Origin of the sequence: Ruminococcus sp. NK3A76 (genome assembly GCF_000686125.1) — a bacterium.
GTDB lineage: Bacteria > Bacillota > Clostridia > Oscillospirales > Ruminococcaceae > NK3A76.
Genome location: NZ_JMMA01000002.1, coordinates 805,758 through 832,576, shown reverse-complemented (window position 1 = coordinate 832,576; position 26,819 = coordinate 805,758). Strand labels below are relative to the sequence as shown.

General features: G+C 48.8%; 21 protein-coding genes. 13 read left to right on the top strand and 8 right to left on the bottom strand.

Features of this window, described 5'->3' with window-relative positions:
* Positions 1-852 carry a serine hydrolase gene (locus CD05_RS17390; protein ID WP_051588812.1) on the top strand — a complete coding sequence of 284 codons (852 nt, stop codon included), beginning with the start codon at positions 1-3 and terminating at the stop codon, positions 850-852.
* Here the strand turns inward: CD05_RS17390 and CD05_RS0103835 are convergent.
* Both CD05_RS0103835 and CD05_RS0103830 read right to left on the bottom strand, forming a co-directional pair.
* Entirely contained in the window at positions 845-2,230 is a 1,386-nt protein-coding gene (locus CD05_RS0103835) for a glutamate-cysteine ligase family protein (protein WP_028509373.1), read from the bottom strand. The genes CD05_RS17390 and CD05_RS0103835 overlap by 8 nt on opposite strands.
* 459 nt (positions 2,231-2,689) lie before the next feature.
* On the bottom strand, positions 2,690-4,369 hold the full coding sequence (locus CD05_RS0103830) for a GGDEF domain-containing phosphodiesterase (RefSeq protein WP_028509372.1): 1,680 nt from the start codon (positions 4,367-4,369) through the stop codon (positions 2,690-2,692).
* A 398-nt stretch (positions 4,370-4,767) separates the two neighbouring features.
* On the opposite strand from CD05_RS0103830, the gene CD05_RS0103825 reads away from it, so the two are divergent.
* The 3 genes from CD05_RS0103825 to CD05_RS0103815 all read left to right on the top strand — a co-directional run bounded on the left by CD05_RS0103825 (position 4,768) and on the right by CD05_RS0103815 (position 7,431).
* Complete coding sequence (locus CD05_RS0103825; RefSeq protein ID WP_028509370.1) at positions 4,768-5,070, top strand: helix-turn-helix domain-containing protein; 303 nt, start codon at positions 4,768-4,770, stop codon at positions 5,068-5,070.
* Positions 5,071-5,075: 5 nt separating this feature from the next.
* On the top strand, positions 5,076-5,930 hold the full coding sequence (locus CD05_RS0103820; RefSeq protein ID WP_242841227.1) for an IS3 family transposase: 855 nt from the start codon (positions 5,076-5,078) through the stop codon (positions 5,928-5,930).
* 274 nt (positions 5,931-6,204) lie between these two features.
* Entirely contained in the window at positions 6,205-7,431 is a 1,227-nt protein-coding gene (locus CD05_RS0103815) for an IS256 family transposase (RefSeq protein WP_028509299.1), read from the top strand.
* A gap of 505 nt (positions 7,432-7,936) precedes the next feature.
* Here CD05_RS0103815 and CD05_RS17385 read toward each other — a convergent pair.
* The 4 genes from CD05_RS17385 to CD05_RS0103795 form a co-directional block, all read right to left on the bottom strand.
* On the bottom strand, positions 7,937-8,611 hold the full coding sequence (locus tag CD05_RS17385; protein ID WP_242841226.1) for an IS3 family transposase: 675 nt from the start codon (positions 8,609-8,611) through the stop codon (positions 7,937-7,939).
* Between the two features lie 5 nt (positions 8,612-8,616).
* Positions 8,617-8,919, bottom strand: coding sequence for a helix-turn-helix domain-containing protein (locus tag CD05_RS0103805; RefSeq protein ID WP_028509370.1), 303 nt, complete (start codon positions 8,917-8,919; stop codon positions 8,617-8,619).
* 175 nt (positions 8,920-9,094) lie between these two features.
* A complete protein-coding gene (locus tag CD05_RS0103800; RefSeq protein WP_028509369.1) occupies positions 9,095-10,087 on the bottom strand; it encodes a WYL domain-containing protein in 993 nt (330 codons plus the stop codon).
* A gap of 2 nt (positions 10,088-10,089) precedes the next feature.
* Complete coding sequence (locus tag CD05_RS0103795; RefSeq protein ID WP_028509368.1) at positions 10,090-10,317, bottom strand: DUF896 domain-containing protein; 228 nt, start codon at positions 10,315-10,317, stop codon at positions 10,090-10,092.
* A gap of 538 nt (positions 10,318-10,855) precedes the next feature.
* Here CD05_RS0103795 and CD05_RS0103790 point away from each other — a divergent pair.
* The 9 genes from CD05_RS0103790 to CD05_RS0103750 all read left to right on the top strand — a co-directional run bounded on the left by CD05_RS0103790 (position 10,856) and on the right by CD05_RS0103750 (position 20,748).
* Positions 10,856-11,089 (top strand): hypothetical protein, encoded by a 234-nt coding sequence (locus CD05_RS0103790; protein WP_028509367.1) that lies wholly within the window; start codon positions 10,856-10,858, stop codon positions 11,087-11,089.
* Entirely contained in the window at positions 11,086-11,388 is a 303-nt protein-coding gene (locus CD05_RS19485; protein WP_051588810.1) for a helix-turn-helix domain-containing protein, read from the top strand. The genes CD05_RS0103790 and CD05_RS19485 overlap by 4 nt, the downstream gene beginning before the upstream one ends.
* Positions 11,389-11,895: 507 nt before the next feature.
* Positions 11,896-13,242: a PLP-dependent transferase gene (locus CD05_RS0103780; RefSeq protein ID WP_028509366.1), complete on the top strand. Its 1,347-nt coding sequence runs from the start codon at positions 11,896-11,898 to the stop codon at positions 13,240-13,242.
* A gap of 18 nt (positions 13,243-13,260) precedes the next feature.
* Positions 13,261-13,761 (top strand): hypothetical protein, encoded by a 501-nt coding sequence (locus tag CD05_RS0103775; RefSeq protein ID WP_028509365.1) that lies wholly within the window; start codon positions 13,261-13,263, stop codon positions 13,759-13,761.
* A 362-nt stretch (positions 13,762-14,123) separates the two neighbouring features.
* Positions 14,124-15,443, top strand: coding sequence for an aspartate kinase (locus tag CD05_RS0103770; RefSeq protein ID WP_028509364.1), 1,320 nt, complete (start codon positions 14,124-14,126; stop codon positions 15,441-15,443).
* A 167-nt stretch (positions 15,444-15,610) separates the two neighbouring features.
* Positions 15,611-17,968 carry an FtsX-like permease family protein gene (locus tag CD05_RS0103765; RefSeq protein WP_028509363.1) on the top strand — a complete coding sequence of 786 codons (2,358 nt, stop codon included), beginning with the start codon at positions 15,611-15,613 and terminating at the stop codon, positions 17,966-17,968.
* A gap of 15 nt (positions 17,969-17,983) precedes the next feature.
* Positions 17,984-18,754, top strand: a complete 771-nt coding sequence (locus tag CD05_RS0103760; RefSeq protein ID WP_028509362.1) for an ABC transporter ATP-binding protein — start codon at positions 17,984-17,986, stop codon at positions 18,752-18,754.
* A gap of 123 nt (positions 18,755-18,877) precedes the next feature.
* On the top strand, positions 18,878-19,540 hold the full coding sequence (locus CD05_RS0103755; protein ID WP_028509361.1) for a response regulator transcription factor: 663 nt from the start codon (positions 18,878-18,880) through the stop codon (positions 19,538-19,540).
* Complete coding sequence (locus CD05_RS0103750) at positions 19,537-20,748, top strand: HAMP domain-containing sensor histidine kinase (protein WP_028509360.1); 1,212 nt, start codon at positions 19,537-19,539, stop codon at positions 20,746-20,748. Before CD05_RS0103755 ends, CD05_RS0103750 begins: the two co-directional genes overlap by 4 nt.
* 166 nt (positions 20,749-20,914) lie before the next feature.
* Here the strand turns inward: CD05_RS0103750 and CD05_RS19480 are convergent, their stop codons facing one another.
* Together CD05_RS19480 and CD05_RS19475 are read right to left on the bottom strand one after the other, a co-directional pair.
* Complete coding sequence (locus CD05_RS19480) at positions 20,915-23,068, bottom strand: SpoIIE family protein phosphatase (protein WP_051588809.1); 2,154 nt, start codon at positions 23,066-23,068, stop codon at positions 20,915-20,917.
* Positions 23,069-23,425: 357 nt separating this feature from the next.
* A complete protein-coding gene (locus tag CD05_RS19475) occupies positions 23,426-26,737 on the bottom strand; it encodes a hypothetical protein (protein WP_028509359.1) in 3,312 nt (1,103 codons plus the stop codon).
* Positions 26,738-26,819: the final 82 nt, after the last annotated feature.

Below are 26,819 nucleotides of genomic sequence, written 5' to 3'. Positions count from 1 at the left end.
ATGTATGATGCGATATCTGATATGCTAAAAGCCGCAGGGCTTGATATATATGCTCTTGAAGTCGTCCGCAACGGCAAAATAGTGCTTCACGAGAGCTCAGGCGATGATGTACGCCGCCCTGTCTATTCCGCTGCCAAGAGTATCACCTCGGCTGCGTTCTCGCTCGCCTGTGACGACGGGCTGATAGAAGCCGATACGCCGCTCGCAGCATTCCTGGAAAACCGCTATGCCCACCTTTGCAGGCCGGAGTTTGCCGTCATGCCGCTAAAAAGGTTTCTTACAATGACTGCCGGGAATTTCCCCTTCCGCCCGTCAGGTTACAACTGGCTTGAATATATCCTCTCGCTTGATACCGACTGCTCTGATGCTTCGTTTCATTACTCGAATATCCCGGCATACCTTGTCGGTGTCGCTGTTGAGAATGCCGTCGGCGGTGACCTGCCACGGTTTCTGCAAAAGCGGCTTTTCTCTCCGCTCGGCATCAGGCCGCCTGAGTTTGCTTTCTCGCCCGAGGGGCACTACTACGGTGCTACAGGGCTCTCGCTCACTGTACACGAGCTTGCAGCGTTCGGCACACTCTACCTCGGCGGAGGCAGTATAGGCAAACAGCACATAATCAGCAAGGCTTCCGTGATAGAAGCGACCTACCCTCATGTCAGAACGACAAGCGGCGACAGCTACGGCTATTTCTTCCGTGTGGCGGAGGATCATTTCTCAGCCGTCGGCAAGTGGGGGCAGCGCTGTATGGTCTACCCCGGCAAGCACCTTGTCATAGCATATCTTTCTCACCAGCCCGAGCGCTCAGATGAGCTCTACAAGCTCTTTTGCAGCTACGCCGACAGCATCAGATAGCTGCATACTCGGCTATAAGCTCGTTCATTCCGACACCGCTCTCGCTCTTTCTGAGCATCGCTGCCGCAGGGCTTTCAAGCCTTTGCGCTCTCTCGTAGAGCGGCTGTAAAAACCTCTCCTCGCCCTTGTTTCTCAGCTTAAGGCCGTCAGCTGCGGTATCAAGTATCCTTATCAGCTGGTCTGAGAGCGCCTTGCGGTTTATAAAGTCGGGCAGCTCACGCTTTGAGAGCATATCCTGAAGCTCTGTCGGCGTGAAGCCGTTGCCGTAGAGGTTTTTATCGTATCTGACTATCTCACCGAGCTCGCCGAGCTTCTCTGAAAGCCCCGTGTGGAACGCAGCGACCGTCATCACGTCCTTTATCGGCTGTGTGCATGAGCTGCGGTATTCGATAGTCCCTCTGAATGTCAGGTCTTCAAATTTAAATGTCCTTAAATATTCAAGGTCGCCGGCATCGGGTACAAACTCTGTGTTCCTGTAGCCGCTGCCGTCAAAATACTCGCCGCTCACCTTGTCAAGCGAGAAGTAATCCCTGACAGCCGTCGGTCTGAAATCTATGTACTTGCCGTCACGCATCGTGCAGTAGACCGACTGTGATTTTATATATTCTATCAGCTCGTCAACACTGGCGAGCTTTTTTGTAAACATACCCACATTGTTCGGGTTAAAGCCCTGCATACTGTGCTCCCAGAGCATATTCCTCGAACAGAGGTACTGCGGGAACTCAGGCAGATAAGAATTTGCAAAGAGCACCGACTTGTAGGGCTCAAGCAGCGTGAAAACATTCAGTGTCTCGATAAGGTCTTGATGCGACACATCGAGCTGCACCTGGGAAGCGCTCGTGAAGGTTCCGAAATCAGGCCTGTCATGAAATCTCATATCTATGCTGCCCTGATATCTCGGGTAGGAATGCAGGTAGTGATAAAGCATCCTGTAGCGCTCGTTAGGCACGGGCTTGTTGTGGTTTATATTGTAGTTGGGGTTTATGCCCATACCCGTGAGCGAATAGCCCTTGGGCAGGAACAGCGACTGGAGGTAGCTGTAATACCTGACAAAGCTCTCATGCACCTTGCACAGGTCATCGCCCTTGCCGAGCGAGAGTTCAAGGTTTGAATAGGAGCAGTCAAACGAGAGGTTATCCCCTGTCACTTTATCGGACATGGAGTTTACATTGCCGTTATCATCACGCCCCTGAGTATCAAAGCCAAAATGCTCACGGAACTTATCGGCAGTCTCTATTACCACGCTCTCATCGACAGCCTCACCGGAAAGGTTTACCACCGGCAGCTCTATCTCGATACCCACAGCAGAACTTCGCCGCTTATCGGTCGGGGCTATATACTTATTATATATAGCCTCATCAAGTCTTAACTCTTTCATAGTATCACGCTCCACAAACATATACTAAAGGCTTCACCGCACAAAGGCCGTTTGCCGGCTCTGCCTTATAAATTACATTTCCTATCTATTTAATATGATATTATTATATCATGCATTCCCTATCATGTCAATAGGTCTTATTCGTTTCGTGATTTCCTACAACTAAGGTGTGATTTGATAGTGGATTTTGTACAGTTTATGGCAACACCGTACGAAGATTGTGCGCAAATTGCGCAGTCAGCTTTTTCGTCAGATTGCACAGATTTTCCGAAGGAATACTACCGTATTTCAAGGAAAAAATGTGTAATATGACGGAAAAGATGCAAGTAAGCTGCGTACAAAGCCTTCAGGCGGTCTTTGTGCGGTGTTGCCTTATATCAATGCAAGCGCCTTAACAGCCTTGGTGTACAGCAGTCAACTAAAAAACCGGCGCCGTAAGAGTTACAGCACCGGTTTGTGTTATCTTTCGTTTTTGTCGTAGCCGCCTTTGATAAGACGCTCGATGAATTCTTCCCTCGGCAAGGGTCTGTCAAAGAAATAGCCCTGAACAAGCTCGCAGCCGTGTTCTATCATCGCATCAAGCTGCTCCTGTGTTTCTATGCCCTCGGATATGCACTCGTAGCCCATGTCTTTTGCCATGTTGACGATGTGCGAGAACATCACGCTCCTCTGGCTCTTTTTGTCATCGCCTGACACGGGGATAAGGCTCTTGTCTATCTTGATGACGTTCCAGGGTATCTCGCTTATGAGGTTAAGTGACGAGTAGCCCATACCGAAATCATCTACAGCTGTCGATATGCCGGCCTTCTGCAGGTCGTTAACGACACGCTTTAAATCTCGAAACTGCACGTCAGTCGTAGTCTCGGTAAGCTCTATCTCGATGTACTTGTGCGGAACATCGTATTTGTCGATTATCCCTACAAGGTGGTCTGTAAGGTCAATGTCCACCATGTGCTTGCGTGAGAGGTTTACAGATATCCTGACGACCTCCTTGCCCTCGTCGAGCCACTGCCTGATGTCCATGCAGACGTGTTCGAGCATATAGAAGTCGAGCTTGCATATGTCAAGGCTCTGCTCAAAGGTCGGTATGAAAACGTCCGGCCTTATCAGCTCGCCCTTGTGCATCCAGCGGCAGAGCGCCTCTGCACCGATGAGCTTGCCTGTCCTTACCTCGACCTTCGGCTGATAGTAGGTCAGGAACTCGCATTTTTCAAGCGCCTGTGGGAAAAGCCTTTGCAGGCGCATTATTTTTTCCTTGCGCTGCTCCATCTGAGCGCTGAAAAAGAGTATATCCTCCATGCCGCTCGTCCTTGCAGCCTGCGCTGTGGGGATTATGCGGTCAAGTATAGAAGACGGCGCGTCGTAGACAAAGTCATCTTTCATGACGAGCACGCCGGCCGTGGCGTTTACCATTATCCTGTCACCGTTGGAGTTATAGGGAACAGCCTTGCCTGAGAGGTGGTCTATGCACTTATCTAAGTTATCGAGCGGCAAGACAGCCACAAAGTTGTCGCCGCCCATTCTGCACACGATGCCGTCGTCGTTTACAAGCTCTGTCAGCCCCTCGATAAACCCACGCATGACTGTAGTGCCCCTGTCACGGCCTATCTGCTGGTTTACAAGCGAGAAGTGCTTAAGGTTTAAAAGCGCTGCCGCATGGCCGCACAGCTTGCCCTGAGGGCCGTTGTTCTCGATATATCTCATAAACGAGTTGAGGTTCAGGTAGCCGTCGTCGTCATAGAAGGTGCGTCTTCTTGCCACCTGCAAAAGCGAGCTTCGGCTTGCAGCAAGCATCATCACCTTGGTGAAAATATCGACACGGTGGTTCATCTCATCGCTCCACTCGCGCGCACCTGCCGGGCGGTATTCGATTATCTTTGTAACGCTCATGGTCTCGGTAACTATCCTGTCAGTCCTGCACGGAACAGACTCCTCGCCCGTGTCATAGCAGACACACAGCCTGCCGATGCCGCCGGCTTCGTCACGGGGATTTTTATAAAACCCTACCGTTATCTTGCTTATGCCGAGATACTCGCAGATATCAGAGATAATGCTCTCGACATAATCAAGATCGAGTTCATGAATCGTTGTTATCTTTTCAAGAAACTTCTCAAAAAGCGAAACAAACTTTATATCCATCAAAGCTCCTCCAATTCAAGGCGCCGCTTCCAAAAAACGGCTTTCCTTAAACATTCTCTTTATATTTACACAATATCTATTTAATCAATTATACCACGAACGGCAATTTTTTTCAATTAGCTGTTTTGCACATTTGGCGCAGATTAATTTGTCACACATAGCGCCCTGCACAAATAATCGCCGCTCCTTTTGTGCAAAAGTAAAGAAGACTTAAGTGTATTAACTATTTACACAAGAAAAACCGCCATTTTAAGGCAGGAAACCGGACAGGGAACAGGTGAAACGCTGCGCTCAGTGAATAGTGAATAGTGAATAGTGAAGAATGAATTGAACCTGTATAATAAAACTACACATTTGAAGTTAATAATGATATAATATAAAAAAGGAGTTGGCTTCAAATGAGCACACATGGAGAAAACAGTCGGGAATTCAAATTTAAGATCATGGAACTGCACTTCAAAGATAACATATCTGTGAAAGTGTTATCCGAAAAATTCGCAATACCAGAGCAAACGATCTACACATGGCGCAGAGAGTACAGAAAGTACGGCGAGGATGCATTTGTAGGCTGTGGGAAACAGCGTCCGCAGGATGCAGAACTTAGGCGATTGAAGAAAGAAAACGAAAAGCTCAGGATGCAGGTAGAGATCTTAAAAAAAGTTGCGGCATATCAGGCAGAGCAAGAGTCAAAGAAAAGATAGATGACTTGCGGGCGAGAGGATTGGATAAATATCCGATCAATCTGGTATGTCAGACTCTCGGGATAAGTACAAGATCATATTATGACCGAAAGGAAAACCCTCGCAGCAACAAAGAAAAAGAAGATCTGGAGCTTGTAGAGAAAATGCAGACGATCTTCGCTGAAAGCTATGAGGAGTATGGCAGAGTGCGTATGAAAAAAGCACTTGAAGAAGCCGGATGCCCGATGAGTGAGGGGAAAGTCGGAAGGCTGATGCGTCAAGGAAATATGTACCCGAAAAAATGCAAAAAATATAGGGCAACGACCAACAGCAGGCACAAGTATCAAGTTGCAGAAAATCTTCTTGACCGCAATTTTAATGCTGATAAGCCAAACCGAAAGTGGTGCGGAGACAGCACTTACATATGGACAGACGAAGGCTGGCTGTACGCAGCAGGGATAATAGACCTATGTGCACGTGATTGTGTCGGATTAAGCTTTAGCAGCAAACACACGCAGGAACTGATGATCGATTCGCTTGATCAGGCATTCAAAAAATACAAGCCGGGCGAAGGACTGCTGTTCCATTCTGACCGAGGCGTGCAATATGCTTCCAATGCATACAAAAACAAGCTTCATAAGTACAAGATGATCCAAAGTATGTCTCGAAGCGGTGTGCCATATGACAATGCACCTATGGAAAGCTTCTGGGCAACGGTCAAAAATGCCTGTGTACATGGCTGTAGGTTCAAAACGAGGAAGGAAGCCGAGCTAAAAATATTTGAATACGTCTTTGGCTTTTACAACACACATCGTTATCACAGCTCAAACGGCTTAAAAACGCCATATGAGCTCAGAAATGAAAAGCTTTCTATTGGCTGATATCAATAGTTTTATTAACTTTATGTGTGCAGAAAACTTGACAGGTTCAGAATAATTGAGGTGCGCCTGACGGCGATTATGCCCATTCGGGCGAAATGTGACCGAGGAAAGGCAAGTCCGAAGGGGGTGGCGCAAGCGAAGCCGAAGCAGGGGGGCGACCGGAAAGCCCCCCTACCTGTAGCGTGAGATAAGCGAGGAGCCTCTGAAAAAAAGTCTGTAAAAAGTCAGCAAACTGTGATAAAATAGAATTAATATCACAGGAGGCTGATTTTTTATGGCAAGAAGAAAAAGAGAACCGATGAGCGAGGGCAAGAAGAACATAATAGGAATGCTGCTTGAGGAATACGACATCAAGTCGGCTAAGGATATTGAGGATGCCCTGAAAGACCTTCTCGGAGGAACGATCCAGGAAATGCTTGAATCCGAAATGGACGAGCATCTTGGATATCAGGAATATGAACGTTCCGACAATCCTGACTCTCGCAACGGAAAGAAAACCAAGAAGATACGCGGGAGCTTCGGCGAAACGGAAATAGAAGTGCCGCAGGATCGTGACGGCAGTTTTGAGCCAAAGGTCGTAAAGAAGCGACAGAAGGACATCTCAGGTATTGAGCAGAAGATAATTGCTCTGTATGCCAAAGGAATGACCACACGCCAAATAAGCGAAACTATCGAAGATATCTACGGATTTGAAGTCAGCGACGGTATGGTATCAGATATCACAGACCGCCTTCTGCCGCAGATAGAGGACTGGCAGAAACGTCCATTGGACGAAGTATATCCGATAGTATTCATCGATGCTGTACACTTCTCAGTGCGTGATAACGGACAGATCAGGAAGCTTGCCGCATATGTGATCCTTGCTGTCAGCATGACAGGTCACAAGGAAGTTCTTTCAATACATATCGGTGAAAACGAGAGCGCCAAGTACTGGCTCGGCGTTCTGAACGAGCTGAAAAATCGCGGAGTTAAGGATATTCTCGTCATCTGCGCAGACGGTCTTACAGGCATGAAAGAAGCTGTATCAGCAGCTTTTCCGCAAACTGAGCTACAGCGCTGCATCGTTCATCAGGTAAGAAATACGCTGAAATACGTTGGAGAGAAGAACAAGAAGGAGTTCGCAAACGACCTGAAAACGATCTATCATGCGCCTTCCGAGGATGCTGCTCTGGAAGCTCTCGACTGTGTTACTGAAAAATGGGAAGACGATTATCCTAACGCTATGAAGAGCTGGTACAAGAACTGGGACGTAATATCACCGATCTTCAAGTTCTCAGCTGATGTCAGAAAGGTGATTTATACCACCAACGCAATAGAGAGTCTTAACAGCGGCTATCGCCGTCTGAACAAGCAGAGAAGCGTATTTCCAAGCGATACAGCGCTCCTGAAGGCTTTGTATCTTGCAACGCATGAGATAGCTAAGAAATGGACCATGCCGCTGCGAAACTGGGGCAAAGTTCTGGGCGAGCTTGAGATCATGTACCCCGACAGGATCGGCTGATATCCAAAGAACCTTGACAAATTACAGTATCTATTGTATACTGTAAAAAAATTGGAGCGGCTATTTTCAAGCCGCTCACAACTTAACGTTTTTATCACAGTTTTTGAATTTACAGAGTTTTTTTCGCAGAGCCTAAGCGAGAGACTTGCCCTGAGCTGATACGTCCGGGTGCTTACCTTCAAGGGAGGTCTCTCGCTCTCCAGGGGTACACCGAGGGGCTTTCCGGTCGCCCCTCGACCCTTCGGATGTGCGCCTTTGGCGCACACCTTAACTATTTGAACCTGTCAAGTTTTCTGCACACATAAAGTTAATAAAACTATTGATATCAGCCAATAGAAAGCTTTTCATTTCTGAGCTCATATGGCGTTTTTAAGCCGTTTGAGCTGTGATAACGATGTGTGTTGTAAAAGCCAAAGACGTATTCAAATATTTTTAGCTCGGCTTCCTTCCTCGTTTTGAACCTACAGCCATGTACACAGGCATTTTTGACCGTTGCCCAGAAGCTTTACATAGGTGCATTGTCATATGGCACACCGCTTCGAGACATGCTCTGGATCATCTTGTACTTATGAAGCTTGTTTTTGTATGCATTGGAAGCATATTGCACGCCTCGGTCAGAATGGAACAGCAGTCCTTCGCCCGGCTTGTATTTTTTGAATGCCTGATCAAGCGAATCGATCATCAGCTCCTGCGTGTGTTTGCTGCTAAAGCTTAATCCGACACAATCACGTGCACATAGGTCTATTATCCCTGCTGCGTACAGCCAGCCTTCGTCTGTCCATATGTAAGTGCTGTCTCCGCACCACTTTCGGTTTGGCTTATCAGCATTAAAATTGCGGTCAAGAAGATTTTCTGCAACTTGATACTTGTGCCTGCTGTTGGTCGTTGCCCTATATTTTTTGCATTTTTTCGGGTACATATTTCCTTGACGCATCAGCCTTCCGACTTTCCCCTCACTCATCGGGTATCCGGCTTCTTCAAGTGCTTTTTTCATACGCACTCTGCCATACTCCTCATAGCTTTCAGCGAAGATCGTCTGCATTTTCTCTACAAGCTCCAGATCTTCTTTTTCTTTGTTGCTGCGAGGGTTTTCCTTTCGGTCATAATATGATCTTGTACTTATCCCGAGAGTCTGACATACCAGATTGATCGGATATTTATCCAATCCTCTCGCCCGCAAGTCATCTATCTTTTCTTTGACTCTTGCTCTGCCTGATATGCCGCAACTTTTTTTAAGATCTCTACCTGCATCCTGAGCTTTTCGTTTTCTTTCTTCAATCGCCTAAGTTCTGCATCCTGCGGACGCTGTTTCCCACAGCCTACAAATGCATCCTCGCCGTACTTTCTGTACTCTCTGCGCCATGTGTAGATCGTTTGCTCCGGTATTGCGAATTTTTCGGATAACACTTTCACAGATATGTTATCTTTGAAGTGCAGTTCCATGATCTTAAATTTGAATTCCCGACTGTTTTCTCCATGTGTGCTCATTTGAAGCCAACTCCTTTTTTATATTATATCATTATTAACTTCAAATGTGTAGTTTTATTATACAGGTTCAATTCATTCTTCACTATTCACTATTCACTATTCACTGAGCGCAGCGTTTCCGCCTTTTACCTAAAAAAAACCGCCGCAGAGCATAGTACTCCTGCGGCGGTGATCTTTATTTGCTGTATATCTTGCTTATGCTCTCGACCATGCGCTTGGCTTCGTCAACGGCAGACTGCGGAGAAAGTATCTCGGCTTTTTCTGCAAACTTGAATATCCAACCGTAGAATGTGGGCGAAAGCTGTACGTCAACGGTGATGATGAAGTGGTCGTCATCAGCACGCCTTGTGACAACTCTCTCGGAAAAACGGTCTATCACTGCATTCATAAGAGAATTCTCAAACTTTATCTCGACAGTCTCCGGCTTGCCGGGGAACATCTCGAAAACGGCATACCTCTGCTCGCCTGCAAGTGCCTTCTCCTCGTCAGAGAGCTTGTACCTGTCCTCCTCAGTCACGTTGACAGCAGTCATTCTGTCTATCCTGAAATAGGAAAGCTCGCTCCTCTTGTAGTTGTAGCAGATGAGGTAGTAGTTGTTGTCGTTGTATACGAAATAGTAGGGCGATACCTTGTATACCTCGCCGCCGTGACGAAGCTGCTGCTTCTTGTCGGCAGTGTATTCAAAGTATTTGAACTCGATGTTCTTCTCTTTGAGTATGCCCTCGTTTATCGCATTTATATTGTAGTATATCTGCTTGTTGACAGTCTTCGAGCGGTTGCGGATAAAGAACTCACGGTTGAGATTGTCAGCCTTGTATTCGCTTGTTAAGCTCTTCAGCTTGTCGATAAGCTCTCTTGATTTCTTCTTTGTGAGGAACCTTGAAGATGCCACCGAGTCTACGAGCACCAGCAGCTCCTCGTCCTGAAACAGCCTCTCTCCAAGGAAATAAGCGTTTGAATGACCCACCTTTGTGGTCACGATGTCCATGCCCGACTCCTTAAGGGTGTCGATGTCATCATAGACAGTCTTTCTCTCGCACTTGATGTTCTGATGCGAAAGAATGTCAATAAGCTGTATGCCCGTTATCGGATGCTCCTCATCAGACCTTCTCTCAAAGAGCTTTTTCAGATACAGCAGCTTCTGCTTCTGCTTTGCCTGGCTTGCCATTTTCAGTTTCCTCCCCTACTCGATTTTTTCATCCTGTCCTTTACCTCGACCTTTGTGCCGTCCGGCTCAACGATAGTAATGCTTTCAAGCTGTGCTATGAGGCTGCCGACTACAGATTCCCTGTATTCGCTTCTCAGCTGCTGGCGTTCGAGATGCTCCTGCTCTGTGAGCTCACGCTCTCTCGCTATCCTTGAAAGCTCGCTTATCCTGTCAAGTTTGGCTTTCTCCATCTTAAATATACCGCCATTCCCCGTAAAATGCACCTCTGCCCGAAAAATGAGCATTAAAAAAGAGGACACCAAAGTAATGCCCTCGTCATTTTCCAAACAAGCAGCACATTTCACTTCTTAAAATTTTTACACACAAATTTTGCCATTTCAAATAAGTTTTTTCTTTTTATATTTTTGTTTTTTTACCCACTTGAAAAAGCTGTACAAAACAAAAAACTCATTCCGAAGTACGATTTTTTGTAATCTTTATTTTTTTTAATCGCTGTTTCGGGCATAATTTTTCTGTCTGTTCACCTATTATACCACAAATTTTCCCTCTTGTCAACGTTATTTTGCACAAACAGTCCAATTAAAACCCCACAATTAGCACAAAAAACAATAATTTTCGGCTTGCTATTGACATTTTGCAAGAATGTGCTATCATATTATTAGAACATATGTTTGCTGTATAAGAATTGGCACGAGGCGGATATCCGGAGTCTGCCTGTCGCCGGAAAAGCTCTCTGACATACAGAGACAAACGAAAAGGAGGAAACAATTGAAAGAGCTTATAAAGAGCTACCAGCAGCTTCTGACCGCAGTTGAAACGAGGATAGCGTTTCTCACAGAAAAGATGCGCACCCCCGACCCCGAGGAAAGCATAAAGAGCCTGCGTGCAAGGCGTGACACCTTAAAGGAAGAATACGAAGACCTTATATACGCACTCCACCGCATGGCAAAGTACGCCGACACCCCCGACACCACAGCCGAAGGGAAAGTGGTCAGAGTATGAGCGAGCGAGTAAGAACAAGGAGGATCCCGGCCGAGTTCATAGATATAATGACAAACCCCGGCACACCCGGCAGCAATGATCTGAGTGTGAGGTCACGGCTGTGCTTAGAGCTTATCAGGGACGTTTTTGAGAGCGGTTTGACTAAAAAGCAAAAATGTTATATAATGTTATATTATAGAGACGGTCTGACGATGCAGGAGATAGCCGACCGCTATTCCGTCAACCGCTCGACCGTCTCACGCACCATATCCGCCGCCAGACGCCGCTTTGAAAAGCGTGCAGCGCCGCTGTTCAGGTAACAGGTGACAGGTAACAGGTAACAGTTGAGGTGTCGGCTTACGCCGACGTATGGCCATTCGGCCTGTCAGTCGGACGATTTCGGCTAAATCGCAGGATATGCACCCGAAGGGGGTGAGCGGCAGCTTTGCTGACGCAGGGGGGCGACCGGAAAGCCCCCCTACCTGTAGCGTAAGGATAAGGAGAGACTACCCTTGAAGCTAAAACGTGGGGTCAGCTTTCCTTCAAGGCGGCTTTCTCGTTCTCAGGGGGTACACGAGGGGCTTTCGAGCCGACCTTGACGGCTCATGCGCCACCTCGACCCTTCGGAAATGCATATCCTACGATTTAGCTGAAATCGTCTGACAAACACGGCCGAATGGCCATACCGTGCGCCTGCGGCGCACACCACAACTATTCACTATTCACTATTAATTATTCACTATTCACTGAGCGAAGCAAGGCAACGCCGAGCGAAGCGTTTCCGCGTGAGCAGGACACATTAATTGTGCATTAATAAAGGAGTTCCTATGACAACACCGATATGTGATTTCGTAACCGAATATGTACTCAGCGGTAAGGCAAGAATGCATATGCCCGGCCATAAGGGTCAGGCATTGCATGGCCTTGAACCGTTCGATATAACCGAGATAGAGGGCGCAGGCTATCTCTATTCAGATGACGGTATAGTCGCTGAGAGCGAGAAAAACGCTTCCCTGCTCTTTGGAACGGGCAGAACGCTCTATTCTACCGAGGGGTCTTCCCTGTCGATAAAGGCTATGCTCGCAATAGCTGTCACGGCACTTAAAAAGGACAACGAGCGCCCTTTAGTGCTTGCTTCACGCAACTCGCATAAGGCGTTTGTCGATGCCGCCTGCCTGATAGACTTTGATGTGAGCTTTATATCCCCTGCCGCCCCCTCGCCCTCGCTCTGCCAGGCATTCATCACTCCGCAAGATGTAAGACACGCACTCAAAAACGCCGAAAGAACCCCCCTGTGCGTCTATGTCACAAGCCCCGACTATATGGGCAATATCCTTGATATCAAAGGCATTAGTGACGTGTGCAGGGAATTTAAGCTGCCGCTGCTCGTTGACAATGCGCACGGGGCTTATCTTAAGTTTTTGAGCGTAAGCCGCCACCCGATAGACCTCGGCGCTGATATGTGCTGCGACTCGGCACACAAGACGCTGCCAGTCTACACCGGCGGCGGATATCTGCATATCAGCGCCAACGCCGACAGCCGCTTTTTTGAAGACCCCAAGGGCATAATGTCGCTCTTTGCATCGACAAGCCCCTCCTACCTGATAATGCAGTCGCTCGATGTGTGCAACAGGGTGCTGTCAAGCGAGTTCCCCACCCTGCTCGAAAACGCCCTGCCGATGGTAAGGCACGCAAAGGACGAGCTTGCCGCTATGGGCTTTGAGCTTATGGGCGATGAGCCTATGAAGATAACCATTCTGCCGCAGAGCTTTGGCTACACAGGCGATGAGATAGCAGCTCACCTGAGAGAGAATGACATCGAGTGCGAGTATTCCGACGCTTTCTCGGTCGTGCTGATGCTATCCCCCTACACCCCCGAAAAGGACTACGGCAGGCTGCTTTTTGCAATGTCGCTGCTTTGCCGCAGAAAGCCTGTAGAGGGTCTGCCGCTGCTGCTTGATGCGCCGGTGAGGAAAATGAGCATTAGAGAAGCGTTTTTCTCAAGGTCTGAGGAGATACCGGCCGGTCAGGCGCTCGGGCGTATATGCGCAAAGACCGCCGTATCCTGCCAGCCGTCTATCCCGATAGCCTTGCCCGGCGAGCAGCTGACCTCCGGACTTTTAGATGCACTCGGTGAATACGGGGTAGAAACTATCAGGGCAGTCAAAGCATAATGTGAGGAGGAGACAGTTATGAAAACGACAAGAAAAAGAATGATCATAATACTGATGACCGCATTTATCATCATCGGGGCATTTGCAGTCATTTTTCAGCTATGGGGAAGATATTACATAGCTGACATTGATTCAATGGCTGACAAAGCAGGATATGAAAAGCACGGCACGCTTTTGCCTATATGGGAATATGAAGATAAAGACAATGGCATAAGTATATACTTTGACGATGTCAAAAAGGGCGACTATTACTCCAGAGACGACTGGGCAAGTGTATCTGTAGAATACGATACCGGCATTTTATCCCACAGGATAAGGATATACACCTATTATATAGACGAGCTCGGCAAGCCCACAGAGCCCGAGCTTATCATCGAGGGTGAATACAGGTTCAACGACGACGAGAGCTTTACTCTTTATGTCGATGACGAGTACGTAGGCGAAAAGACCGGCGGCGAAAGCGAGCTTGTGTTCAAAAGAAGCGAATTAGAGCTGTTTTACAAAGCGCAGCAGGCTTAACACAAGCCCCGACCTGTCACAGGCAGTTTTACTAAAAGTGTCCGCCACAGAAACACAGTCGTTTTCAACAAGCGTACACAGAAAATTTTTAAAAAATTCTCCGAATTGTGCATTGACTTGACAGAGGAATGAGCGTATAATATAAAGGTAATTTTATTTATGGCAACACCGCTGGGCCATTGTACGTCAGACACGCAGTCAAATTTTTCGTCAGATTGGCTAAATTTACCGCAGGAATACTAACGTATTTCAAGGTAAATTTGGGTAATATGACGGAAAATTTGCAAGTGGATGGCGTGCAAAGGTATCCGCCGGTGGCCCGGCGGTGTTGCCTTATATTAATATTGTAAGGAGAATACATGATGGTAAAGGTAGTCAAATTCGGCGGCAGCTCGCTCGCAAGCGCTGAGCAGTTCAAGAAGGTCGCAGACATTATCCACGCAGATGATGCAAGAAAGTTCGTAGTTCCCTCTGCACCCGGCAAGAGGTTCTCGTCTGACACAAAGGTAACAGATATGCTCTACACCTGCTACGACATCGCAGCAAAGGGCAAGGGCTTTGATGATAAATTCAATGAGATAAAAAAGCGCTACTATGAGATAATCGAAGGCTTAGGCCTTGACCTCTCGCTTGAAAAGGAATTCGATGCTATAAGAGCAGGCTTTATCGGCAAGGCAGGCCGTGACTTCGCAGCTTCAAGAGGCGAGTTCTTAAACGGCAAGATAATGGCTGCATACCTTGGCTATGAGTTTATAGATGCAGCAGAAGTTATCCACTTCAACGACAACGGCACATACGACGCAGACCTGACAGATATCTCCATGAAGGAGCGTTTAAACGGCATCGAGCGTGCAGTTATCCCCGGCTTCTACGGCGTTATGCCTAACGATACCATAAAGACATTTTCAAGAGGCGGCTCTGACATCACAGGCTCTATCGTTGCAGCAGCTGTTGCAGCAGACCTTTACGAGAACTGGACAGACACCTCGGGCTTCCTCACAACTGACCCGAGGATAGTCAAGGACCCTGCACCTATCACAACTATCACATACAGAGAGCTCAGAGAGCTTTCCTACATGGGTGCGAGCGTGTTCCATGAGGACGCTATATTCCCTGTAAGAAAAGCAGGCATCGCAATAAACATCAAGAACACCAACAAGCCTGAGGACCCCGGCACGCTCATCGTTGAGTCCACATCCCAGAAGCCGGCATACACTATCACAGGTATCGCAGGCAAGAAGGGCTTTACGGTAATCAACATCGAAAAGGACATGATGAACGCAGAGCTCGGCTTCGGCAGAAAGGTTCTTGAAGTGTTTGAAAAGAACAACATCAGCTTTGAGCATATGCCCTCAGGTATCGACACTATGAGCGTTATCGTTTCTCAGCAGGAGTTCGAGCCCAAGGAGCAGGAGGTTCTCGCAGGCCTTCACAGGAACTGCCACCCCGACGCTATCGACATTGAGACAGACCTTGCACTTATCGCAGTAGTGGGCAGAGCCATGAAGTCAAACCGTGGTACAGCAGGCCGCATCTTCTCCGCACTTGCACACGCACACATCAACGTCAAGATGATAGACCAGGGCTCAAGCGAGCTCAATGTCATCATCGGTGTCAGCGAGAGCGACTTTGAAGAGGCTGTAAAGGCTATCTACGATATCTTTGTAACAGCAAAGCTCTGATAATAAAACACATAAACGCCGCAGTTTTCCCTGTAGATACGGGGCAAGCTGCGGTGTTTTATTTCTTTTTTCAGTTTCCTTTCAAAATTTAAAGACTTGTTAAGAATTGATATGTTATTATATTGTCACAGGGAAAGAACAGACAACTGCAAAAAGGAGAATGTGTTATGTTTTTCAGGATACTAAAAAAAGACCTGCGGCGCAAAAAGACGATGAACGTCATACTGCTGCTGTTTATAATACTCTCGTCGATGTTCGCAGCGGCGGCGGTAAACAATGTTGTGACGGTAAACGGCGGCATCGACAGCTATTTTGAGCTTGCAGAAGTCCCCGATGCGGTAGTCTCGATGCAGACCGACTGCGATGCGGACAAAAAGATAGAGAATATGTCAGGTGTCACTGGTGTTAAGAAGACATACCTCGCCTGCGTGTTCAACCCCAAGTCATTCAAATATCAGGGCAAGGAAATGACGAATTTCATAAACCCTGCATATCTTATGTCTGAAAATGAAATGTCTATGAACTATTTTGATGAGAATGACAAGCGCATAGAAAGTGTCGAAAAGGGCTGCATATACTGCACAGGCTCTTTCTCGGCAAACACAGATATGAAGCCCGGCGACATCATAGAGTTTGAAGCAGGCAGCACAAAAAAGAGCTTCAGATACATGGGAAGAATGAAATGTGCGATAAAAAGCAACGATGCAGGTTCTTCGCCGATTATACTCATGAATTCAGAGGATTACGACGAGCTTGCACACAACCAGGATCTGATAATAGACCGTATGTCGGAAAAGGTGCTTTTTGTAAACACCGATGATGTCGACTCGCTCATTGCTCTTGAAAAGGAATACGACAACCTGTATGTCAATACCCGTGACAGCTACAGAACTAATTTCTTCTACGATATGATAGCTGCATATATCCTTATGGCGATAAGCATAATGCTCATGATAACAGCCTTCGTGGTGCTGAGATTTACTATAGGCTTTACCATAAGCGAGGAGTTCCGTGAGATAGGCGTAATGAAGGCAGTCGGCATCGCAAACGGCGGCATAAGAAGGCTTTACATAGTCAAGTATCTTGCTATCGCTGTTATCGGTGCGGCAGCAGGCTTTGCAGGCTCGGTACCTCTCAGCAGGCTGATGCTCGGTACGCTCTCAGACAACATGGTGTTTGACGGCAGCAACAGCATAACCTACGGCATAATAAGCTCTGTTGCGGTAGTTATGATAATAATGTTCTTCTGCTACTCCTGCACACGCAAAGTAAACAAGCTCTCGCCCATTGATGCGGTAAGAAGCGGGCAGACAGGCGAGCGCTTCGGCAAGAGGAGCATAATGAGCCTTGGCCGCTCAAAGCTCCCCTCCACGAGCTTTCTGTCGATAAACGACCTGCTAAGCGCACCCAAGAGATTTGTGATGATAACTATAGTATTCGCCATCTCGCTCCTTATGCTCATGATGATGTCATGCTTTTCGCTGACACTAAAGAGCGATACTATAAAAACGCTTTTCCTGATGCCTGATGAGACAGACGTACAGATAATGGACGTATCTACCCTGTCAGATATGTTCTTTGACTCATCAAAGCTCGACGGAACGCTCAAAGACATCGACCGCAAGCTAAAAGACAACGATATCCCCGGCAGGGTATCAATGTCAGTTATGTTTAATCACGAGACTGCTCATGACAACAAGAACGAAACTTTAATGTACATCATGTTCAAAGGCGACACAGACTACGAGCAGGAGGTCATAGAGGGCTATAAACCCACCAAGGATGACGAAGTCTCGGTAACATCATCAGTGCTCGAAAGGCTCGATGCTGAGATAGGCGACACGATAACGGCAGACTGCGGCGGCGAGCAGAAGGAATTCATCATCACAGGCGTTGTATCATCGTTTGCGAGCCCGGCTGTATTCTTATGCAAGGACTATGACTACGGCACACAGCAGCTTGAAGGCACTATGGGCATAAGCATAGACTTTGACGGCGACCCCGACAAGGAGACTATCGAAGCAAACGTTGAAAAGCTCAAGGACATATTAAACACCGAGCAGGTATACACGACATCTGACTACATCAAAATGACAACAGGTATGTCAGACACGCTCAATTCGATAAAGCATATGCTCATCGTACTCACCGTGATAATCTCGACAATGATAGTCGTGCTCATGGAGAGGAGCTTCATCTCGAAGGAAAAGAGCGAGATAGCTCTTATGAAGGCAGTCGGCATTTCGGGCAGGAGCATTGTGATGCAGCACACACTGAGGTTTGCGCTCGTATCGGCCGCAGCGGTGATACTCTCGCTTGCATCATTCATGCCGATAAGCAACGTGATAATGAACTGGATATGCTCGATGATAGGCGACGTTTCAGGCATCAGGTGCGTTTTCGACCCGACTGAGATATTTGTGATATTCCCGGCACTGCTGGTAGGAATCACGGTAGCCGGTGCATACATCACAGCGCTCTACACAAGAACGATAAAGTCAAGCGACACGGCAAGCATAGAATAAAAGGAGGAAAACATCATGAATACAGTATTACAGGCAAAGGGGCTTTGCAAGACATACATAGTAAACAAGAGGCAGAACAACGTGCTCAAAAACATCGACCTGACAGTTTACGAGGGCGAGATGGTGGGCATCATGGGGCCTTCGGGCTCTGGCAAATCGACGCTGCTCTACTGCGTATCGGGCATGGACAGAGTGACGGCCGGCGAGGTGGTCTTTGACGGAAAGAATACTGCAAGCCTCGGCGAAAAGGAGCTTGCAAGGCTGCGACTTGACGAAATGGGCTTTATCTTCCAGCAGATGTACATGATGAAGAACCTCTCGGTTCTCGACAACATCATCTTCCCGGCTGTTAAGAGCAAGAAGAACAGAGAGAGCCGCAGCAAGACCGAGGAGAGGGCACGCAGTCTTATGAAAAAGCTCGGTATCGAGGACGTTGGCGGCAACGACATAAACGAAGTCTCAGGCGGCCAGCTGCAAAGAGCCTGCATAGCACGCAGCATGATAAACAGCCCCAGGATGATATTCGCAGACGAACCTACAGGTGCGCTGAACCGTGCAAGCTCTGACGAGGTGATGAACGAGCTGCTTGAACTCAACCGTGAGGGCACGACTGTTATGTGCGTGACACACGACACCAAGGTCGCAGCCAAGTGCAGCAGGGTGCTCTACATCGTAGACGGCGGCATAATGGGCGAGAAGGAGCTCGGCCACTTCAAGGGCGGCGAGAAGGAGCTGCGTGACAGGGAAAGAGACTTAAGCAACTGGCTCATGGAGCAGGGCTGGTAAAACTCAGGTAACAGGTAATATGCTCATTCGGGCAGCCAATATAAACCTTTATTGCCATATTACATAAAAGCGGTATTGCATAATCTAAGATGATGTGGTAGAATAGTATCAGGTGGTGATGTTATGACCGATATACTGATAGTTGAAGATGATAAGGAGCTGAGCACTCTGCTGACTGACTTCCTGCGTGAGGAGGGCTACACGGTGTCTGCTGTGGAGAGCGGCGAGCGTGCGGTGCAGCTTTTTGAGCGCTACGGCGCACGCCTTGTGGTGCTCGATATAAACCTGCCCGATTTAAACGGCTTCTCTGTCTGCTCAAAGCTGCGTGAGAATGCTGACACGCCGATACTGATAGTCAGCGCACGCACCGACAAGGAGGACAAGCTAAACGGCCTTGACCTCGGCGCTGATGACTACATAGAAAAGCCCTACGACATTGATATCCTGATAGCCAAGATAAAGGGCATATTCAAGCGCCGCTATCAAAAAAGCATCATAAGCGCAAGCGGTGTTAACTTAAACCTTGCCGACAGGACAGCCGAGATAGACGGCGAGCCTGCCGAGCTCACAACTAAGGAATTTGACCTGCTGGCTCTGCTGATAGAGAACCAGGGCAAGGCGCTCAAAAAGGAGTATCTTTTCAGCACGGTGTGGGGCAGCGACAGCGAGTCGGAGCTGCAAACGCTGCACGTTCACATAAACCGTCTGCGCCAGAAGCTCGGCGACGACCCCAAAAACGCCAAGCGCCTGCTGACCGTGTGGGGCGTGGGGTATAAGTTCATATGAAGGCGTACAGAAAGCTGTGCATCATCGTCATAGCGGTGTTCCTGATATCGGCGGCGATGCTTGATCTCATACTTATAAAACAGAACGACTCCGAGCAGGGGCTCTACCGTGTCGAAGCGCACAGGCTCGCAGATGAGATCGAGCGCACAGGCAGCTATGACCTGTCAGACTACCCCGAGCTCACAGGCGTATACACAGGTGATGACCTCTACAAAAGCGAGGAGCACTACGTCATAATAGATGCCGGCGGCAAGCTCTACCGTGTCGAATACAGGATAAGGAGCAACACGGGCATCATAGTCGCTGTAAACTGCGTGCTTTTGGTCATGCTTGTGCTCATCTGCCTGCTGCTCTGGTATGCAAGGCGGAATATCATACTCCCCTTCGGGCGGCTCGGCGATGTGCCAAAGGAGCTTGCAAAGGGCAACCTTGCTGTTCCTATCCCCGAGGAAAAGAGCCGGTTTTTCGGGAAATTCACATGGGGTGTAAATCTTCTGCGTGAGAAGATAGAGGACGACCGGCAGAAGGAGCTCTCGATGCAGCGTGACAAAAAGCTGCTGCTCCTCTCGCTCTCGCACGATATCAAAACTCCCCTCTCGGCTATCAAGCTGAATGCCAAGGCGCTTGCCAGGGGGCTTTACAAGGACGAGGAAAAGCGCCGCTCGACCGCCGAGAGCATCAACAGCCGTGCTGACGAGATAGAGCACTTTGTAAGCGAGATAACCAAGGCCGCCAGCGAGGATTTCATGAACTTCGAGACGACTATGGGCGAGATATTCCTAAGCCAGATGATAGAAAAGATAGTCGCACGCTATGCCGTGCAGCTGTCAGCCTGCGGCACAGAGCTTAAGGTAAACAAATACGGCGACTGCATACTCTCCTGCGACCCGGACAGGCTGGGAGAATGCCTGCAGAACCTCATCGAGAACGCCATAAAATACGGCGACGGCAGGCTTATAGAGCTCAGCTTTGACAGCATGGACGGCTGCGAGCTGATAACCGTGTCAAACACCGGCTGCACCCTGGAGGAAAAGGAGCTCACACAGGTATTTGAGAGCTTCCACCGTGGCACAAATGCCGGCAAAGTCCAGGGCAACGGGCTGGGGCTTTTCATCTGCAAGCGCCTGATGTCGCTCATGGGCGGCGAGGTTTTTGCAAAGATAGAAGACGGCAAGTTCCTTATAACGCTGGTCGTCAGGCTGGCATAGCTAAAATGCATAGTTTATGCAAAAGAAATAATAAAAATAAAGGTATCGCCTTGTGGCCGATGATTTAAAACATCACCGACCAAAGACCGATACCTTTTTGTTTTTAATAATAAGGCAACACCGCACAAAGACCGCCTGAAGGCTTTGTACGGTGTTGCCTTAACTGTTATAACAGCTTCAATCCCAGCATCGTGAGGTCATCAAACTGCGGTGCAGTGCCGACAAAGTCATCGACAGCCTGCTTCATATTCGCAAGCAGTACCTTGGGCGATGCGTCAGGCTCACGGTTGAGCGCTTCGAGCATACGGTCTGTTCCGAAAAGCTCGTTGTCAGCATTCGTAGCCTCTGCCACACCGTCGGTGTAGAGGAAAAGCGCTGCGTCCTTTTCAAGCGTGAACTCGTATTCCTTGTACTTCATGCCGTCCATGCCGCCTATGACAAAGCCGTGCTTGTCTTTGAGCAGCTCGAACTCGCCGCCCGGCTTTCTTATCAGCGGATACTCATGCCCGGCGTTTGCAGCTGTCACCTTGCCCGTTGATATCTCAAGCACGCCGAGCCATACGGTAACGAACATCATCTCGTCGTTGTTGCGGCATATCTGCGTGTTTACAAGCTCCAGAGCCTTTGCAGGGCTCTGGGTCATCATAGCGTAGTTATTGACCAGAATTTTGGACATCATCATAAACAGTGCCGCCGGCACGCCCTTGCCCGAAACGTCCGCCATGACCATTCCGAGGTGGTCATCGTCTATCAGGAAGAAGTCGTAGAAGTCGCCGCCGACCTCCTTTGCAGGGGTCATGGTAGCGTAGATGTCAAACTCCGGCCTCTCGGGGAACGCCGGGTAAATGTTCGGCAGCATATCCGCCTGTATCTTTGTGGCAAGGCCGAGCTCTGCACCGATGCGCTCTTTTTCCTTGGTTATCTCGGTTATGTCCTTGATGTACTGGCGTGTCTTTGATGAAAGATCGGCAAGGCTCTGTGCGAGCATCTCGACCTCGTCGCCGGTGCGGTAGGCATCGTCCATCTCAAACGCCTGGTCGGTGCCGCTTATCGAGTCCATTCGCTCCTTCATCTTCTCGATAGGCTTTACTATCCTGGTTGCGACCACGATAGCGCCGACAGTTCCGAGAATGAGTACAACAGATATCATCACAAGCGTCGTGGTCTTTGACTTGCTCGTGCTGTCCTCGAATTTATCGGTGGCGTCGTTGTTTATCTTCTCGTATTCATCGAGCATCATATTGGTCGGCTGCTCGGTGATATCCCTGCTTATGAACGATACGACCGTCCAGCCCACAGTGCTCAGCGGCGAGCCTGTCATGTAGTAATCTTTCCCGTCAACGGTCACAGTCACAAGCTCAGTCTGCTCTGAGAGTGCCTTGGTTATGAACTCGTCAAGCTCCTTGTTGTCGGTGTTTCTCATGTCCATAGCATTCGCAGCAGTCTCGACTGTGAAGATGCCGTTGTTCTCAGGGGCGAAGATAACGTGTCCCTTGTCGTCTATGACGCAGATGTTGCCGCCCTGCCTGGAGGATTCCTTGACATACTCGCCCATAGAAGCGAGGAAAAGGTCAGCACCCACAACTGCCACGAGCTTGCCGTCAACATACACCGGCGCTGAACACTCAACGCCTATATTCTCGGTGTAGGTGTCATTCTCAATACCTGTAAAGCATATGTCGCCGTTGTTGACTGCGTTTGTGTACCACGGCCTTTCACGCACGGGAAAAGCCGCAAGCTCGCCGTTCTCGTCATACTTGCTCGAAGGGTTGTCGTCAACGCACAGCACCGTGCCGTCAGCAAGGCCTATAAAGCAGTTTGTCAGGTATTCTGACTTGTTGCACATGGCTATCATCGTGTCGCTCATATGAGCAGCCGTGCCGAGCAGCTTGCTTTCTTTGTAGTCAACGCCCTCCTCGTAGAGCACCTGTGCCGAGAGCTTGCCGTCGTTGCCCTTGACAGGAAGCAGCGCCGGATAAGGCTCAAAGCTGCTGCTGTTCTCAAAAAGCCCTGTAGCAAGGCTTTGCAGCATAGAAACGTCTGTCTTTATATCCGAGAACATATCATCAGCTATGTACGCCTGAAGCCTGTTAGACTTTGTCATCGAGCTGTCTATGACCTGCTTCATCGTGTTGCCTGAGACTTCCTTTATGGCGTTTTGCTGGTCGTCGTTGGTGCTGCTCACAACATCGCTCAGATGATTTGCCTGATACACTGACACCGCCCCGAACACTCCTATAAGTGCCAACAGCAGTAAAAGCACGAGATTAAGTATCTTCTGATGCAAGCCCCCGAAGGTCAAGCCGAATTTTTTCTTCATCAAATCACCTGTCTTTCGTCTATAGTTTCTTTCGTTCTATTATATCACACTTTTTCTAAAAAATCAGCAACAAATTATTATTTGATTAAAATTTATCACTCAATACAGTATTGGCCACCCTGTCATGTTATAAAAAACCGGGGCAGCAAGATCATGCCCCGGATATTTAAGGCAACACCGCACGAAGATTGTGCGCAAATTGCGCAGTCAGCTTTTTCGTCAGATTGCACAGATTTTCCGAAGGAATACTACCGTATTTCAAGGAAAAAATGTGTAATATGACGGAAAAGATGCAAGTAAGTTGCGTACAAAGCCTTCAGGCGGTCTTTGTGCTGTGTTGCCTTAATGATCTGCCTGTCAGAGCGCCTTGCCCACCTCTGCCTTGACTGTCGGCTGAGTGTTTCTTTGCGGCTGTGCAGGTGCATTCTTCTTATCGACTGCCATTTCGTGCATGAACTTGTCAGCGAGCTTTAATGAAGCCTGCTTGTCGCTTAAGAATGTGTTTACAGCGATCTTGTCGATGACCTTCGGCAGGTTCTTTCTGAAAGCCTCGCTGCGTGCAATGCTCTTTATAAAGCCGTCGTATTCGTTGGGAGCCTTCGGCAGCTTGTCGTGCAGCATCTTCTTGCCGATGTCTGTCTTTATGTAGTCATTCACCATCATGGAAGCCATGCACTCGATGACCTCCTCCTTCTGCGACCTGCTAAGACCTGTCTGCTCGTATTTTACATCATCGAGAGAGCTGTATTTCTTTGCCACATCATAGCACTTGTCGTAAGCGTTCTCGGCTGCTGTCTTGTCAACGCCTTCGAGATTCTCGGTCTGCTCTCTGAGCTCATATTTCCTCTGATTTATCTTAGACCTGAGGTCAAATGCCGATGACGACTTGTTGTTTCTCACAGCTGCCTTGTAGCTGCCGAGATACTGCATGATGTTCATTACCACAGAGTATGTCTTGATAACGCTCTTTATCCTCTCGGCCGAGCCTGCGTCGGCGGTTATCTTGCCGTCCTTTGTCACCTTGCCCTGCGAGACCTTCCTGTCTAAGTAATCATCGAGCACGCCGATAAACTCCCTGCATTTACGGTTCATTCTGTTTATATAGTCGAGCTTAGACTGGTCGGTCAGCCTTTCGGGCATATTGCCAAAATCCTCAAAATCGCTGATAAAGTCACTCAGCTGCTCGCTCATCTGCTGATACTTGTCGCCTCCGAACTTTTTGACTGTCTTGGCTGCTTCAAGCTCTTTGAGCGACTTTCTGAGGTTGCTCGTAAGCCTGCTCTCTATCGTCTTCTTGTCGTTGTCGGCTATGCCACGCTCGTACTTGGCTCTCTTTACAAGCTCAAGCTCACGCTCGGTCGCTTCCTTGTCGCAGTGCTCGTAAAGGCTGAATTCCTTCCTGCTGCTGTTTGCAAGCTCATTGGCAAGGCGTGATACCTTGAGCCTTTCGCCGCCCGAGCCTGAGAGCCCCTTGAACATATTGCCAAGCCCTGTGTGCTCGCTCTCATAAAGGGAAGCCGCCGCACTGAGGTCTTCTATTGCCTTGTTGGCTGTGCGCTCGTCTATCTTGTCGGTTATCTTTATAGTGCCGCTCGGGTTCTTGAACTTGAAGCCGTTGCCGAGCTTGCTGTAGTTTTCAAGCGCATCGTGCAGCTTTGTGTAGGACTCTGAGTTCCCCCTGCTCTTGGCTGTGGCTTCGAGGTCTTTTAACAGCAGCGCTGCCTTCTGAGCTGTCAGGCGAACAGCTTCTATGAACTTGTTCTCCTCGTTCAGCTTACTTGTAAGGTCTCTCTCGTGCTCGTCAAGCTCGGTGAGCGTGCCCTTGCCGTTTATCCTTGTGATGTCCTCAGGCAGCTTTGAAAAGCGTGACTCGCCCTCCTTTAGCTTGTCCCTTCTGATGCGGAAGCCCGTCTCGTTCTCAAACATCGTGCAGTTGCCTGTCTCCATGATATACTGCTTGCGCTTTGCAGAGTTTATGTCGCTGTATTTTTCATCAAGCTCCTGCGAAACGGCCTTTTTGCGTGCCTCGCTGATGACAGACAGAGCGCTCTTTCCGTCGATAGTCCTGCTGTCGCATTTTGCGTTTATTGCCCCCATGAGAGCTGCCGCTCCTGCTGCCCTGATGCCCTCAGGCTCCTGCTTTAGCATAAGGTCATGCGCCACCATCCGGCTGAGCCTCTTGTCATCAGCTATAAGCTCTGTGCCGTCTACCTCGTGAAGGTATATGCTGTGCTGTATTTCGTCTATCTTCTTGCCTGCGGCTATCTGAATGTCTGCCTGCTTTTTGGCGACTGCCGAAGCTATGCCGAGCACTGCCTGGCTGTTTTCGATCGCAGACATACTTCCGCCCATTGCAAACAGCCCGTCAAGGAACTGCTGTGCGGCCTGCATCTGCGTGTTCTTGGTATCAGTTACGTCTGCTGTAGAGAATATATCCGTCAGTATCTCTGCTGCCTCGTCATACCTGCCCGAATTTGTGAGCGAGTTGAGCTTTGCAAGTGTCTCTCTCTCGGCTGTGACGCCGGCGTAGCTGTCAAGGTGAGCTGTATACTCAGCGTCCTCCTCGTAGGTGGTGGCACCTGCATCAAAAGGCACCAGCGTGTCTCTGAAAGCCTGCTTTCTGATATAATCGCTGCCGAGCTCCTTTAAGCAGTCGCTTCCGACCTTTACCTTGTCTGCCACCTGGCCGAGCAGCTCGTCAAATATTACAAGCGATATCGCATCGTTGAGCGTCTTCTCCATGTCAGCCCTGTACTCGGGGTCAGACATTGCCACAGCACGCAGATAGTCGCCGAAAAGCGTCCTTTTCTGCTTGTTGCTGAGCTTTTCAAAGCTCTGCTGGTCGTTAAACTGCGCTTCGAGCTCTGTCACCCTGGTTATGTTATCTATCTGAGCCTGTAAGCTCTTTCTATGCTGCTCGTCGTAAGCTATGCGCCTGTTTGTCCGGGTAATGCGCCTTTCGTTTTCTTCTCTCAGGCGCTGCTGCTCCTGCTGGCGACGCTGTTCTTCCAGTTGCCTTGCCTGCTGCTCCTGCTGGCGACGCTGTTCTTCCAGTTGCCTTGCCTGCTCCTCCTGCTGAAGGCGTTGCTGCTCCTGTTCTCTTGCCTGCTCGGTGTCCTCAGCGACCTTAACGCTTTCATGCGCCAATATGTCATCGAAAGATGCAAGCTCGTCCTGATCGACAACAGGGCCACGGTAGTTATCTACCTCTCTCTGCCTCTGCTCACGGGCAAGCCTATTCTTCTCCTGCTCTTGCCTTTGGGCATACAGCTCATCAAGGCCACGCTGCCCCCTGTCAAGAAAGCGCTCGTAGTTAGCGAGCCTGTCGGCAACGTCCTTCTTGCCGAGAAGATTTCGGCCTGCTGCATATTCCACCAGAAGGTCAGTCTTAAGCTCGTCTATGATGCCCTTGCCGCTCGGCGAAGCCTTCAACAGCTTGCCGAAGGTCTTCTCTATCCCGGCGTTTGACCTTATCTCGGAGAATATTCTCCTGTCATTATCGTCGGTGTGGCCGGGGTGGTTCTTGGCGCTAAGATACATATAGTCCTTCATAAGGGATATTCTTTCATTCTCAGGCATTCTTCTGAAAGCCCTCTGGTCGTTGAATATCCCCTCTATCCTTGCTATTTCTTCCTGACCGAGGCGGTTAAGCTGCTCATACTGTCTCATGTTTAGGTGACCTCCGTAAGATTCTTTCTTCCATTGTAATACCCCCGCAGCCCCATGTCCGGGTACAGGAACCTTAAAAATA

What these genes read in the sequence shown, in the direction of transcription:
- CD05_RS0103760 (WP_028509362.1), top strand. Translation starts at nt 17,984, where the DNA reads ATGAATACAGTATTACAGGCAAAGGGGCTTTGCAAGACATACATAGTA.
- CD05_RS0103750 (WP_028509360.1), top strand. Translation starts at nt 19,537, where the DNA reads ATGAAGGCGTACAGAAAGCTGTGCATCATCGTCATAGCGGTGTTCCTG.
- CD05_RS0103775 (WP_028509365.1), top strand. Translation starts at nt 13,261, where the DNA reads ATGAAAACGACAAGAAAAAGAATGATCATAATACTGATGACCGCATTT.
- CD05_RS0103765 (WP_028509363.1), top strand. Translation starts at nt 15,611, where the DNA reads ATGTTTTTCAGGATACTAAAAAAAGACCTGCGGCGCAAAAAGACGATG.
- CD05_RS0103805 (WP_028509370.1), bottom strand. Translation starts at nt 8,919, where the DNA reads ATGAGCACACATGGAGAAAACAGTCGGGAATTCAAATTTAAGATCATG.
- CD05_RS0103815 (WP_028509299.1), top strand. Translation starts at nt 6,205, where the DNA reads ATGGCAAGAAGAAAAAGAGAACCGATGAGCGAGGGCAAGAAGAACATA.
- CD05_RS0103800 (WP_028509369.1), bottom strand. Translation starts at nt 10,087, where the DNA reads ATGGCAAGCCAGGCAAAGCAGAAGCAGAAGCTGCTGTATCTGAAAAAG.
- CD05_RS19485 (WP_051588810.1), top strand. Translation starts at nt 11,086, where the DNA reads ATGAGCGAGCGAGTAAGAACAAGGAGGATCCCGGCCGAGTTCATAGAT.
- CD05_RS0103830 (WP_028509372.1), bottom strand. Translation starts at nt 4,369, where the DNA reads ATGGATATAAAGTTTGTTTCGCTTTTTGAGAAGTTTCTTGAAAAGATA.
- CD05_RS0103755 (WP_028509361.1), top strand. Translation starts at nt 18,878, where the DNA reads ATGACCGATATACTGATAGTTGAAGATGATAAGGAGCTGAGCACTCTG.
- CD05_RS19480 (WP_051588809.1), bottom strand. Translation starts at nt 23,068, where the DNA reads ATGAAGAAAAAATTCGGCTTGACCTTCGGGGGCTTGCATCAGAAGATA.
- CD05_RS17390 (WP_051588812.1), top strand. Translation starts at nt 1, where the DNA reads ATGTATGATGCGATATCTGATATGCTAAAAGCCGCAGGGCTTGATATA.
- CD05_RS0103780 (WP_028509366.1), top strand. Translation starts at nt 11,896, where the DNA reads ATGACAACACCGATATGTGATTTCGTAACCGAATATGTACTCAGCGGT.
- CD05_RS19475 (WP_028509359.1), bottom strand. Translation starts at nt 26,737, where the DNA reads ATGAGACAGTATGAGCAGCTTAACCGCCTCGGTCAGGAAGAAATAGCA.
- CD05_RS0103770 (WP_028509364.1), top strand. Translation starts at nt 14,124, where the DNA reads ATGGTAAAGGTAGTCAAATTCGGCGGCAGCTCGCTCGCAAGCGCTGAG.
- CD05_RS0103825 (WP_028509370.1), top strand. Translation starts at nt 4,768, where the DNA reads ATGAGCACACATGGAGAAAACAGTCGGGAATTCAAATTTAAGATCATG.
- CD05_RS0103795 (WP_028509368.1), bottom strand. Translation starts at nt 10,317, where the DNA reads ATGGAGAAAGCCAAACTTGACAGGATAAGCGAGCTTTCAAGGATAGCG.
- CD05_RS0103835 (WP_028509373.1), bottom strand. Translation starts at nt 2,230, where the DNA reads ATGAAAGAGTTAAGACTTGATGAGGCTATATATAATAAGTATATAGCC.